At 38.1% G+C, this 13,895-nt stretch carries 9 protein-coding genes; 1 reads left to right on the top strand and 8 read right to left on the bottom strand.

The genetic code is table 11. The features are described 5' to 3' along the window. Positions 1 to 57: 57 nt before the first annotated feature. The 3 genes from pflB to parE all read right to left on the bottom strand — a co-directional run bounded on the left by pflB (position 58) and on the right by parE (position 7,107). Positions 58 to 2,286 (bottom strand): formate C-acetyltransferase, encoded by a 2,229-nt coding sequence (gene pflB, locus G7057_RS10790; RefSeq protein WP_166163676.1) that lies wholly within the window; start codon positions 2,284 to 2,286, stop codon positions 58 to 60. A 271-nt stretch (positions 2,287 to 2,557) separates the two neighbouring features. Beyond that, complete coding sequence (parC, locus tag G7057_RS10785) at positions 2,558 to 5,029, bottom strand: DNA topoisomerase IV subunit A (protein WP_193566087.1); 2,472 nt, start codon at positions 5,027 to 5,029, stop codon at positions 2,558 to 2,560. Positions 5,030 to 5,031: 2 nt separating this feature from the next. After that, a complete protein-coding gene (parE, locus tag G7057_RS10780) occupies positions 5,032 to 7,107 on the bottom strand; it encodes a DNA topoisomerase IV subunit B (protein ID WP_166163674.1) in 2,076 nt (691 codons plus the stop codon). A gap of 232 nt (positions 7,108 to 7,339) precedes the next feature. Between parE and plsY the strand changes: the two genes are divergently transcribed. Beyond that, positions 7,340 to 7,951: a glycerol-3-phosphate 1-O-acyltransferase PlsY gene (gene plsY, locus G7057_RS10775; RefSeq protein WP_166163672.1), complete on the top strand. Its 612-nt coding sequence runs from the start codon at positions 7,340 to 7,342 to the stop codon at positions 7,949 to 7,951. Between the two features lie 46 nt (positions 7,952 to 7,997). On the opposite strand, the gene codY is transcribed toward plsY, so the two are convergent. From codY to topA, 5 genes are all read right to left on the bottom strand, one after another. Continuing rightward, complete coding sequence (gene codY / locus G7057_RS10770; protein ID WP_166163670.1) at positions 7,998 to 8,810, bottom strand: GTP-sensing pleiotropic transcriptional regulator CodY; 813 nt, start codon at positions 8,808 to 8,810, stop codon at positions 7,998 to 8,000. Positions 8,811 to 8,818: 8 nt separating this feature from the next. Beyond that, the gene (hslU, locus tag G7057_RS10765; RefSeq protein WP_166163668.1) at positions 8,819 to 10,228 is read right to left on the bottom strand and encodes an ATP-dependent protease ATPase subunit HslU; all 1,410 of its coding nucleotides are present in this window, start codon (positions 10,226 to 10,228) and stop codon (positions 8,819 to 8,821) included. 12 nt (positions 10,229 to 10,240) lie between these two features. Then, positions 10,241 to 10,768, bottom strand: coding sequence for an HslVU peptidase proteolytic subunit (gene hslV, locus G7057_RS10760; RefSeq protein ID WP_166163666.1), 528 nt, complete (start codon positions 10,766 to 10,768; stop codon positions 10,241 to 10,243). Continuing rightward, entirely contained in the window at positions 10,768 to 11,694 is a 927-nt protein-coding gene (gene xerC / locus G7057_RS10755; protein WP_166163664.1) for a tyrosine recombinase XerC, read from the bottom strand. The genes hslV and xerC overlap by 1 nt, the downstream gene beginning before the upstream one ends. Positions 11,695 to 11,790: 96 nt before the next feature. Continuing rightward, positions 11,791 to 13,854, bottom strand: coding sequence for a type I DNA topoisomerase (topA, locus tag G7057_RS10750; RefSeq protein WP_166163662.1), 2,064 nt, complete (start codon positions 13,852 to 13,854; stop codon positions 11,791 to 11,793). Positions 13,855 to 13,895 lie beyond the last annotated feature (41 nt).

The raw sequence follows: 13,895 nt of genomic DNA, 5'->3' as shown, positions 1-13,895 counted from the left end.
CTCTCTCCCTTTGATGGAAAACGGATGAATCATTGACTCATCCGCATCCGATTGGTCTTACATGCTTTCGTGCATTGTACGGTTAATAACGTCCAATTGTTGTTCACGTGTTAATTTAATAAAGTTAACAGCGTAACCTGATACACGAATGGTTAATTGTGGGTAGTTTTCTGGATGCTCCATAGCATCTAGTAAAGTATCACGGTTAAATACGTTAACGTTCAAGTGGTGACCACCTTTACGTGCGTAACCATCTAACATACTTGCTAAGTTTTCTTCTTGAATATCAGCCTCACGTCCTAATGCTTTTGGAACGATTGAGAATGTATTTGAGATACCATCTAATGAGTATTGGTAAGGGATTTTAGCAACTGATGATAAACTTGCTAGAGCACCATGTGTATCTCTACCGTGTAATGGGTTTGCTCCTGGCGCAAATGGGACACCCGCTTTACGGCCATCTGGTGTTGCTCCTGTACTCTTACCGTAAACAACATTTGATGTAATCGTTAAAATTGATGTTGTATGTTTTGCATCACGGTAAGTTTTGTGTTTCTTCACTTTACTCATGAAGTCTTTCAATAACCAAACACCAATATCATCAGCACGGTCATCATTATTACCATATTTTGGATAGTCGCCTTCTATTTCGAAATCTACAGCGATACCATCTTCATCACGAATAACCTTTACTTTAGCATGTTTAATAGCTGATAATGAATCAATCGCTACAGAGAAGCCAGCAATACCTGTTGCCATTGTACGAACGATATGTGTATCATGAAGCGCCATTTCTAGATCTTCATAGCTATATTTGTCATGCATATAATGAATAACATTCAATGTATTGAGGTACAATCCTGCAACCCATTCATTCATTAAGTCATATTTCTCCATTACTTCATCGTAGTCTAAGTATTCAGATGTAATTGGTTGGTATTTAGGACCAACTTGTTTCTTAGTTACTTCATCTACACCACCGTTAATCGCATATAGAAGTGTTTTCGCTAAGTTGGCACGAGCACCAAAGAATTGCATTTGTTTACCAATACGCATAGCTGACACACAACATGCAATACCGTAATCATCGCCCCACTCTAGACGCATCACATCATCATTTTCGTATTGGATTGAGCTTGTTTCAATCGAAATATGAGCACAGAATTTTTTGAATGCTTCAGGCAAATGTGTTGACCATAACACAGTCAAGTTTGGTTCTGGAGCTGTTCCCATATTTTTAAGTGTTTGCAAGAAACGGAAGCTACTCTTTGTCACTAATGTACGACCATCTTCACCCATACCACCAATTGACTCTGTTACCCATGTTGGGTCTCCTGAGAATAATTCGTTGTAATCAGGTGTACGTGCAAATTTAACCAAACGTAATTTCATAACAAAGTGGTCAACAATTTCTTGTGCTTCGATTTCAGTCAATGTACCATTCTCAAGATCACGTTGAATGTAGATGTCTAAGAATGTTGATACACGTCCTAGAGACATAGCCGCACCATTTTGTTGTTTTACAGCTGCTAGATAACCAAGGTATAACCATTGGAACGCTTCCTGTGCTGTTTCAGCAGGTCTTGAAATATCAAAACCATAAATATTTCCAAGTTCTTTTAATTGTTTCAATGCACGGTATTGCTCGCTCATTTCTTCACGTAGACGGATAATATCTTCTGACATTGTACCGTTTCCTACCACTGCATAATCTTTTAGTTTTTCTTGCATTAAGAAGTCAACACCATATAGTGCTACACGACGGTAGTCTCCGATAATACGGCCACGTCCATAAGCATCTGGCAAACCTGTAATAACTTTATTTGAACGTGCTGCACGCATTTCTGGTGTGTAAGCATCGAATACACCTTGATTATGTGTTTTTCTGTAGTCACGGAAAATTTTAGATACTTCCGCATCAATTTCATAACCGTAAGCTTCTGCTGATTGCTCACTCATACGAATACCACCAAATGGTTGTAATGATCGTTTAAATGGTTCGTCAGTTTGAACACCGACAACTTTTTCTTTGTCTTTGTTTAAGTAACCAGGACCATGAGATGTAATCGTTGATACAATTTTTGTATCCATGTCTAGAACGCCACCAGCATCGCGCTCTTGTTTTGTTAAATCCATAACTTGTGCCCATAGCGAGTTAGTAGCTTCTGTTGGACCCTCTAAGAAGTCAGCCCCATCTACGTAAGGTGTATAGTTTTGTTGAATAAAGTCACGAACATCAACTTCTTCTTTCCATGTTTTACCTTTAAAGCCTTGCCATTGTTCCATTTGTATTGCCCCCTATTTTAAATAGCTTATTGTGATTTATGTAACACACTTTATGCCACTATTATAACACGTTAAAATGATTGTGCAACACTTTTCAAGCTTTTTGTTTTATTTATTTAAAACGTGTGAAGAAACCCGATAAAACATTGATTTAACAGCGTTTTATCAAACGTCAAACATCGTATTTTATTCACCTTTTAGACAAATTTTTTAAAAAAAAGAAACAGCCTGTATTATACAACAGTCTGTTTCTGTACTAATTTGTGTTACTTTATCCTTCTAATTGTGAAAGGTCATGTATTTTTTTAATGGTAAAAATGTTGCCTTCATCTCGTTCTGCAAGAAGAGCACTACCATTAGTGTAGCGAGCAGTAAATGGAATAGACTTGCTATAGACTTCTTTATCTTGCCCTCTCGTTGTCCGAAGGGCGTATAAACTGTTAGCATCTGTTCCCGCATCGACGAAGATAATTCGGTGTGGGTTAGCCTTTAATTCTTTAATCAACATTAAGCCGCGTTTTGCTCTTCCTAAACGAGGGATTTCTCCAGTTCTAAAACGTTTAGCATTGCCACGTTGCGTCAAGATTAAGATTGGATACTTTTCATCGTCTAGATCAAAGACTGCACCACCGACAACATAATCATCTGCCTTTAGGTTAATGGCTTTAACACCACTTGTTCGTAAGCCCGTTGGTGATACTTCATCGAGTAAGTAACGCAAGCTAAAGCCGCCGTTTGTAATCAACAATACTTCATGAGACGTATTTGTTTCATCAACAAAGTAAATATTAGTGACACTATCAGTTTCTGTTTTTAGCTTAATCGCTGTTGTTTTCTTTCGTTTATAGCCTCTAAAGCTTTGATAATCTGATAACAGTGAACGTTTCATCATACCTTCTTTTGTCATGAAGACAACCGTTTGTTTATCTGTTAACGGTTCATCATGACGAATAACTTTAGCAGCGATAATTTCTTCATTACTTGAGAATGGGATACTTTGTGATAAGTGATGACCCATGTCTTTCCATTTTAATTCAGGTAATTCGTGAATTGGAAAATGCATGTAATCGCCCTTGCTAGTAAAAATTGCAATAGCATCTAAGGTTGATGCTTTTTCAATTAACAATGGTTGATCTCCTTCACGAAGCCCAACATCATCTCGTTCGCTGGCAGCGAAAGATCGTAAAGTTGTGCGTTTATAGTAACCTTCTTGAGTTAAGACAACAAAGACCTCTTCTTCTGGAATTAAAACTTCTGTTTCAATCTTAATTTCTTCAATTTCTTCTTCAACAACAGACAATCTTGGCGTTGCGTATTTTTTCTTCACATCATTTAGTTCATTTTTCATCACACGTAATAATGTTTGTTCATTTTTTAAAATACTATTATATGACGCAATTAATTCGCTTAAGTCTAACCGTTCATTTTGTAATGCAACAATATCTGTATTGGTTAAACGGTATAGCTGCAAGGATACAATCGCTTCTGCTTGAGCTTCTGAAAATTGATAAGCATTAATTAAGTTGTTTTTAGCATCACGCTTGTCGCTCGAGTTACGAATCAATTGAATCACTTCATCCAAAACGGAAATAACCTTAATCAAAGCATCCACAATATGCAAGCGTGTTTCTGCTTTTTTCAGATTATAGCGTGTACGTCTGCTAATAACTTCCTTTTGGTGTTTAATATAGGCGTTTAAACTATCGCTTAATCCAATTTGCTTTGGCATCAGTTCATCAATAGCAACCATATTGAAGTTGTAGTTTACTTGAAGATCAGTATTTTTGAAAAGGTAATTTAAAATCCCCTCTGCATTAACATCTTTCTTCAGTTCAACAACAATCTGTAAGCCTGTACGGTCAGTTTCGTCACGAACTTCAGCAATCCCTTCAATTTTACGATTGATACGGATTTCGTCCATTTTCTTCACTAACTGGGCTTTGTTAACTTCATAAGGAATTTCATTGATGACGATTTGTTGCTTACCGCCTCTAAGAGACTCTATTGTTGTCTTTGAACGTACAACAACTTTCCCTTTACCGGTCTTGTAAGCCGATTTTAAACCATCAATCCCTTGAATAATCGCTCCTGTTGGAAAGTCTGGTCCCTTAACAAAGGTCATAAGCTTATCCAAACTCGCATTGGGATGGTCAATTAAATAAGTTGTAGCGTCAATAATCTCACCCAAATTATGAGGTGGGATATCGGTCGCATAACCTGCTGAAATCCCAGTTGTCCCATTAACTAATAAATTGGGATAACGAGCTGGTAATACCAATGGCTCTTCATCCGTATCATCAAAGTTAAGCATAAAATCAACGGTCTCTTTATCAATATCACCTAATAATTCACTAGCAATTTTTGATAATCTTGCTTCCGTGTACCGCATAGCGGCAGCTGGATCACCGTCCATACTACCATTGTTACCGTGCATTTCAATTAAAGGTTCACGTATCTTCCAGTCTTGACTTAAGCGAACCATCGCCTCATAAACGCTGGAATCCCCATGAGGGTGATAGTTACCAATAACATTACCAACTGTTTTAGCTGATTTACGAAATTGCTTGTCGGCAGTATTGCCACTAACATACATGGCGTATAAGATACGACGCTGTACAGGTTTTAGACCATCGCGAATATCAGGAAGCGCGCGGTCTTGGATGATGTATTTAGAATAGCGACCGAAACGATCACTCATGACATCTTCCATCATTAGTTCTTTAATATCTTGTCTTTCTGCCAACCTTATTCACCACTTTCAATATCCAAGACAGTTTGGTCGATACCATCAAACGATGCATCGGCTTCTGTATGAGTTTTTTCATGACGGATTTGTTTCTTTACTTGTTGAGTTGCTTCTGAACGTTCGTCTTTTTCTGTTTCTTCTAGAATACTTTTATCATCTTCCAGTGTAAACTGGACATGACTTTCAATCCATTTACGCCGTGGTTCTACTTTATTACCCATTAAGGTCGTCACACGTCGCTCGACCTGAGCTTTGTCATCAATGACAACTCGAATAAGTGTACGAGTTTCTGGATTCATCGTTGTATCCCACAATTGGTCAGCGTTCATCTCACCGAGCCCTTTATAGCGTTGCAAAATATAACCTTTGCCAACTTTTTTAATTTTTTCGTCCAACTCTTTTTCTGTCCAAGCGTATTCAATAACTTCTTTTTTTCCACTACCTTTTGATACCTTATATAATGGTGGCTGTGCTAAGTAAACTTTACCGGCTTCTAGAAGTGGTTTCATGTAACGGTAGAAGAATGTTAATAGCAAGGTTTGAATATGAGCCCCATCGGTATCCGCATCGGTCATAATAATGACTTTATCGTAATTACTGTCTGCGACTTCAAAATCAGTTCCAACACCAGCACCCACAGTATGAATAATGGTACTGATTTCTTCGTTTTTCAAAATATCCTGCATGCTGGCACGCTCAGTATTAATAACCTTCCCTCTTAGCGGTAAGATAGCTTGGAATTTACGGTCACGTCCCTGTTTAGCAGATCCACCAGCAGAATCCCCTTCGACTAAGTACAATTCATTTTTCTTAGCATTTTTCCCTTGAGCAGGTGTTAGCTTGCCAGATAAAAGTAATTCGCCCTTTTTCTTTTTACCATTACGTGATAGTTCTCGCGCCTTACGAGCAGCGTCACGCGCTTCTCTCGCTTTTAATGATTTACGAATGAGCATTTGTCCAATTTCACCGTTCTCGATTAAGAAAAAACTTAACTTCTCATTAATTAAATTATCAACGATTGGGCGAGCTTGTGGTGTTCCTAGTTTTTCTTTTGTTTGTCCTTCAAACTGTAGAATCTCTTCTGGAACGCGCAAACTTAAGACAGCTGTCAGTCCTTCACGAACGTCGCTGCCTTCTAAATTTTTATCTTTTTCTTTTAACAAGGCAATTTTACGGGCGTATTCATTAAATGCTTTTGTCATTCCTGTCTTAGCACCAATCTCGTGGGTTCCACCATCTTTAGTCCGTACATTATTAACAAAAGATAAAATGGTTTCCGAATAGCCATCGTTATATTGGAAGGCAAACTCCACTTCAATACCTTCAATAATTCCTGAAAAACTTGTAATCTTAGTTAAGGTGTCTTTTTCTTCATTTAAGTAGGCAACAAATTCACTGATTCCTTCTTCGTAATAGAAAACCTCACTCTTATCATGACGTTCATCAGTTAAGGTAATCTTCAAGCCTTTTAAAAGGAAAGCAGATTCTCTCATCCGCTCTGCCAAAATATCATAAGATAGTTGAGCTGATCCGAAAATCTCACGGTCTGGTAAAAAATGAATAGATGAGCCACTTGAAGTAGCTGTTGTTTTTTCTTTTTTTAGTTTTCCGGCTGGTTTACCGCCATTTTCAAAATTTAAATGATAAATCATTTTATCGCGTGTCACGCTAACTTCTAAGAATTCAGAGAGGCCATTAACGACACTGGCACCTACACCGTGCAAGCCACCAGATGTTTTATAGCCACCTGCTTGGCCAAATTTACCACCTGCATGTAGGACGGTAAAAATAACTTGAATCGTTGGTATTCCCGATTGATGCATACCAGTTGGCATCCCACGTCCGTTATCCTTAACAGTGATGCTTTGATCAGCATGGATAGTAACAGCTATTTCATCTGCAAAACCAGATAGAGCCTCATCGACAGCATTGTCGACTATTTCATATACCATGTGATGCAAACCACGACTATCCGTAGATCCAATATACATCCCTGGCCTTTTCCGAACGGCATCCAGCCCTTCTAAAACCTGTATTGAATTATCATTATATTCGTTGCTTTTCATTCGTGTCATAGTTAAACCCCTTTATTACTTCTACGGAATTCGAACATCCATTCTATTATAATACTGTAAATGCACTAAATTGTAAAAGGAAAATCATATCATTATATCATTGAAAGGATTGTTTTAAAGGCATTTCGCAACTTTTTTTAGGAATCGGTTGCAAAAACTTAGTATCAATCAAAACAAAAAGATGGTAAACTAATAAGGTATTATTTTTATTCTTACTATAGGAGTGAATTAAGTGATTTCACTGATTACCATTATTGCAGCATACTTATTAGGATCTATCCCGTCTGGTGTTTGGATTGGAAAATTATTTTATCACAAAGATGTACGCGAATACGGCAGTGGAAATATGGGAACAACCAATACGTTCCGAGTGCTTGGAACAAAAGCAGGCATCATTGTGTTAATCATGGATATATTAAAGGGGTCTGTAGCAACCTTACTTCCTATTTGGTTTGGCTTATCCTTGCACCCTCTTTTAACAGGGGTCATTGCATCTGTGGGTCATACAATTCCAATTTTCGTCAATTTTAGAGGTGGTAAAGCTGTAGCAACGAGCGCTGGTATTATCCTCGCTTACAACCCTTTGTTTTTCACACTAGCTATTAGTAGTTTTTTAATTTATTTATTTGTATCAAGTATGGTAAGTTTCGCTAGTATGGCAGCTTGTTTAACAGCTGTTGTGATTTCCTTTTTCATGGGAGATATTTGGTTAATTATAGTGACCATTTCCTTAACGTCTTACATCATTTACCGACATCGTGCAAATATACAACGTATTAAAGATGGCACAGAATCATTAGTACCATTCGGACTACGCTACAACAAGCAAAAGGATTCTAAATAAAAGAAAGAGAGCGGTTGGGGCTAATTGCCCTTTCACCGCTCTCTTTTTATGCTAATTTTTCTTTAATCATGGTTAATAATAAAGGTGAACTGACTCTAATATATGTTCCCTTCATCCCCAGTGATTTGGATTCTAAAATGCTAGCTGATTCTAATTTTCTTAAAGCATTCACGATTACTGAACGTGTGATTTCCTTTTTAGCCGCTAGCTGAGACGCATTGATACGTGTTTCCAAACCATCAATGGTTTTAAAAATCTCCGTAATTGCTTCAGTCTCGCTAAAAGACAAAGACTGCAGCGCAATTGCTACTGACGTCTCTGCACGAGCAGCTTCATCGGTTCGAACATTAATTAAATGAAGCATCTCCATACCAATAACCGTTGCGCTATGTTCAGCTAGAATCAAATCGCCATTACCAAAGGGATCATTTAGCCGTGCAAAGATTAAACTACCCAATCGTTGCCCTGCTGCGAAAATAGGAACAATAGTCGTTAAGCCTGTCACGAAAATATCTCGTGTTTCAATTGGAAAAGCCGTCATACTCGATTCAATCCCAATATTAGCTGTCGTATATTTCAACTTGTTTAATTCCTTTGAGTAGTTGCTAGGAAACTTTTTATCAATCAGCATCTGCTTCACACGCTCGTTATTGATATTAATCGCTTCACTAAAGCCTAACAAAGTCCCCTCAACGTCAATTAAATAGGCATTAGCACCTAAAATATCTGCTAAATGTTCTGTCATCTCTAAGAAAGGCAAGTTGCTCTCTTCTTCGCTTACTGCTTTTGTTGTTACAAATCCGTCACCTTTTTGAAGTAAACGATTAATCGTTCGTAACCTTTCTAATAACTCTTCCATTTCTTACCTCACAGTATATAACGTCTTAAATCATCATCTTGAATAATATGGGATATTTTTTCATCCACATATTCAGCCGTTATGGTTATTTGTTGACCAGGCATATCTGGGGACTCGAATAGCAAATCCTCTAATAGTTTTTCTAAAATGGTATGCAAACGTCTTGCCCCAATATTATCTGTCTCATCGTTCATCTCAGCCGCATTAGCCGCAATCCGCTCAATGGATTCTTTTGTAAAGGTCACCACTACTTCTTCTGTTTCTAACAATGCCTTATATTGCTTTAAGAGTGCGTTGTTAGGTTCTGTTAAAATACGGACAAAATCTTCCTCAGTTAAATCATCTAACTCAACGCGGATTGGAAAACGGCCTTGCAACTCTGGAATTAAATCGCTCGGCTTAGATACGTGAAAAGCACCAGAAGCAATAAAGAGAATATGGTCGGTTTTAATATTACCATATTTCGTTGCAACTTGTGACCCTTCAACGATTGGTAGAATATCACGTTGAACACCTTCACGAGATACTTGTCCACCTTGGTCAGACTTTGATGTGATTTTATCAATTTCATCAATAAAAATAATCCCATTTTCTTCTGCAAGTTTTAAAGCTTCCATTGCAATATCATTTTTATCAATTAGTTTATCAGTTTCTTCATCTACACAGATAGTTATGGCGTCCTTCACTTTCATCGTGCGCTTTGTTTTGCGTTTAGGAGTCATCGATTCTAGTGCAGACTGCAGCATCATCATTTGCTCATTACCACCCATTGTACCGAGTGGGCTAGACGACTTTTCTTCTACTTGAATAGTCACTTCGCGGTTATCTAGTACACCTTTACGCAATTGCTCAACAATATCCGCTCTAGCCGATGAAATTTCAGCAGTCACTTCTTCTGCCTCTTCTTCACTAGCATTATCCATTGCTGGCAAGCCGAATTGTTGGAACATGTTTTGGAAACCATTGCTATCAGCTGGTTTCTTCTTTTTTATACCTGGTTTCAATGCCTTAGCTAGTCGTTGTAGGGCTTTTTCGTAGGCTTTACTATAAACATCACTTCGTTTTTCTTCTTCTACAAGAGCCATAGCATTTTCAACTAGGTCTCTAACCATTGATTCGACATCACGACCGACATAACCGACTTCGGTAAACTTAGTTGCCTCCACTTTTACAAAGGGTGCATGAACTAAATTCGCTAAGCGGCGAGCAATTTCTGTTTTACCAACACCTGTTGGTCCAATCATTAAAATATTTTTTGGTGTGACTTCTTGTTGCATTTCTTCATCCAACATCATACGGCGGTAACGATTACGAAGCGCTACTGCTACGGCTTTCTTGGCTTCATTTTGACCAATAATATAGCGGTCTAGTTCAGTTAATACTTGACGTGGTGTTAAATTCGTTTTCGTTTTCAACATTATTCTCTCCTCTTAGGCGAATTCATCAACAATAATATTATCGTTCGTATAAACACAGATTTCAGACGCAATTTGTAGGCTTTGCTGCACCATCTCTTTAGCAGTTAAATTCGTACTATTTCGTTTTAAAGCGCGTGCAGCTGCCAAAGCAAAATTGCCACCTGATCCGATTGTTAAAATCCCATCATCTGGTTCAATAACTTCGCCACTTCCTGATACTAAATACATTTCATCTTTATTCATCACAATCAACAAGGCTTCTAACTTTTGTAGGGCGCGGTCGCCTCTCCAAAACTTAGCAACTTCGATAGATGCACGAAGAAGATTGCCTTTGTGTTGCTTTAATTTCTCTTCAAACCGATCTTCAAGCGTAAAGGCATCAGCAACGCCTCCTGCAAAACCAACAATAACTTCATCATTATAAATACGACGAATTTTACGAGCAGAGCCTTTCATAATCACTTGCTCACCCATTGTGACTTGGCCATCACCAGCCATTGCAGATTTCCCATTATGTTGTACAGCACAGATTGTTGTCATTATGATTCTCCTCTATTCTTTCGTTTTGCGCGTGGATGGTAAGCACGATAATTCTGTTGCAAAACATCCTTGGTTACATGTGTATATATTTGTGTCGATGATAAGCTGGAATGACCGAGTAACTCTTGAACGGTCCGCATATCTGCCCCACCATTCAACATATCCGTTGCAAAGGTATGGCGCAGCATATGAGGATGCAAATGACCAGTCATGCCAGTTTTTTTCATAATTGTATTTAAAATATGTTCAATGCCTGTTGATGTAAGCGGATCACCTAAACGGTTAATAAAAAGCGTATCATGTTGCTTATTAAATTTCGCCATGAGTGGCTGACGTCCCTTTTCAAGGTAATCTTCCAAAGCAGTTAGGGCAAATTGTCCAAACGGCACGTAACGCTCTTTGTTCCCTTTACCGACTACTAAAACGACGCCTAGTGTAAAATCAATATCACTGATTTGAATTGTTCGGCACTCGCTCACACGAATCCCAGTCGCATAGAGCAGTTCTAAAATCGCCACATTTCGGTAATCTAGCGCTTCTGTTCCTTTTGCTGTCTCAAATAATTTTTCTAATTCTTCATCATATAAATATTTAGGAAGCCGTAAAGACCTATTTTTAAAACTAATGGTCGAAACAGGATTTTCGTCGACATGCTTTTCACGTAATAAATAGCCATAAAAACCTCTTAAACTCGATAGGATACGTGATATGGTGTTCCTACTCAACGCTTCTTCATCTAGAAAACTCAAAAAGGTCCGCAAGTCAAACAAACGGACATCGAGAAACGAGGCTGTGCCACTTTCTGCTAAAAAACTTTCAAATTTCTTCAAATCTTGTAAATAGGCTTTTACTGTTTCATCAGAATAGCGACGTTCAATCGCTAAATAATGAATAAACCCTTCTATTAAATAATTGTTTGATTTCAAAAAAATCCCTCCAGCAACTTACGTTAAAAATATCATAAGGCTGGAGAGATTTCAATTGTTCAGTTTTAAGTTTAAAAGATTATTAACTCTTCAGCCTTATTTTTGCAGGCTTTCTTCGTAGTCACAGTGGCTACATTTGACTTGCATGCCGCCTCTAACTTTTTTCTCAACTAAATAATGCTCGCATTTCGGACAATCTCTACCGACTGGCTTATCCCATGAGACAAATTCACATTCTGGGTAACGATCGCAACCATAAAAAATACGTTTTTTCTTAGATTTACGTTCAATAACGTCGCCTTCTTTACACAATGGACACGTCACATTGATTTTCTTCACGATGGCTTTCGTATTTCGGCAATCAGGGAAATTACTACATGCATAGAATTTACCAAACTTACCTAGTTTGATGACCATTGGATGACCACACAACTCACAATCAAACCCTGCTGGTTCATCTTTAATTTCGATTTTTTCCATTTCAGCTTCAGCTTTTGTAACATCTTCTTTAAAAGGCTTAAAGAATTGGTCAATAACAGTTACCCATTCGATTTTACCTTCTTCAACGCTGTCTAAATCTTTCTCCATTTCTGCCGTAAAGGAAACGTTAACGATATCAGGGAAAAACTCATTAACGACTTGGTGAACAATCGTTCCAAGCTCTGTTGGCTCAAAACGTTTAGCGTTCAATTTCACGTAATAGCGTCTTTGGATGGTTTCAATAGTCGGTGAGTAGGTTGATGGACGACCCACACCATTTTCTTCAAGCGCGCGAATTAATGTTGCTTCTGAATAACGGGCAGGTGGTTGTGTAAAGTGTTGGTTTGGAATAATGTCTTTCGAAAAGACTTTATCGCCTACTTCAAGATCTGGAAGCATATTATCCTTTTTCTTGCTATCAACATAAACTTTACGGAAACCTGGGAATTTCTCTTTCGATCCATTCGCACGGAAAATAATGTCACCATTTGTTAAATCAACACGCATCGTATCAAAAATCGCTGCAGTCATTTGACTCGCTACAAAACGTGACCAAATTAATTGATACAGTTTGAACTGATCCTTCGTCAAATACTGCTCGATATCTTCTGGTTTACGAAGGGCACTTGACGGTCTAATTGCCTCATGAGCATCTTGTGCTGAGCTTGACGTTTTATCTTTACGCGGATTGTTTCGTGCATACTCACTGCCGTATTCTTTCACAATAAAATCATGAGCTTCACTTACAGCGCTGTCTGCAATACGGGTTGAATCGGTACGCATATAAGTGATTAAACCAACCGATCCTTCCTTACCGATTGAAATCCCTTCATAAAGCTGTTGCGCAACCATCATTGTTTTACGCGTTCTAAAGTTTAATTTATTACCCGCTTCTTGTTGCAAGCTTGATGTTGTAAACGGTGCGGTTGGGTTTCTCTTTTGTTCTTTCTTAACGACATCGCTGACTAAGAACTCATTACCTTTTAAATCTGCAAGAATTGCTTTTGCTTCTTCTTCATTGTTTAAAACGAGCTTCTTATTTGCCTTACCATAAAAGGCCGCTTCAAAGATCTTACGATCCTTTTGGAAGGTACCATCTAAAGTCCATGACTCTACTGGTTTAAAGGCATTAATTTCGTCTTCTCTATCAATAATTAACTTCAAAGCAACCGACTGAACACGTCCCGCACTCAATCCTTTTTTCACTTTCTTCCATAATAAAGGCGAGATAGAATAACCAACTAGTCGGTCAAGAACACGTCTCGCTTGTTGGGCATCTACTAAGTCCATGTCAATGGGGCGTGGGTTTTTAATCGCTTCTTTTACAGATGTTTTTGTTATTTCATTATAAATAACACGGATATTATCGGATGGGTCTAGTCCTAGTAAATATGACAAATGCCAAGCAATTGCCTCTCCCTCTCTATCCGGGTCAGACGCGAGAAATATTTTTTCAGCGTTTTTTGCATATTTCTTTAATTCTTTAATAATGGGTCCTTTTCCTCGTATGGAAATGTAATCGGGTTTATAGTCATTATCATAGTCAATTGCCATACGACTTTTCGGCAAATCACGGAGGTGTCCCTTACTTGCGACAACCTTATAATTACGTCCAAGATATTTTTCAATTGTTTTTGCTTTGGTTGGGGATTCAACAATCACCAAGTATTTATATGCCAAAGGAAAACCCCTTTCTCTCTTTTTATTCGATTGCAATGGAT

The organism is Jeotgalibaca arthritidis (assembly GCF_011100465.1).
Lineage (GTDB): Bacteria > Bacillota > Bacilli > Lactobacillales > Aerococcaceae > Jeotgalibaca > Jeotgalibaca arthritidis.
This window is presented reverse-complemented; position numbering and strand designations above follow the sequence as displayed.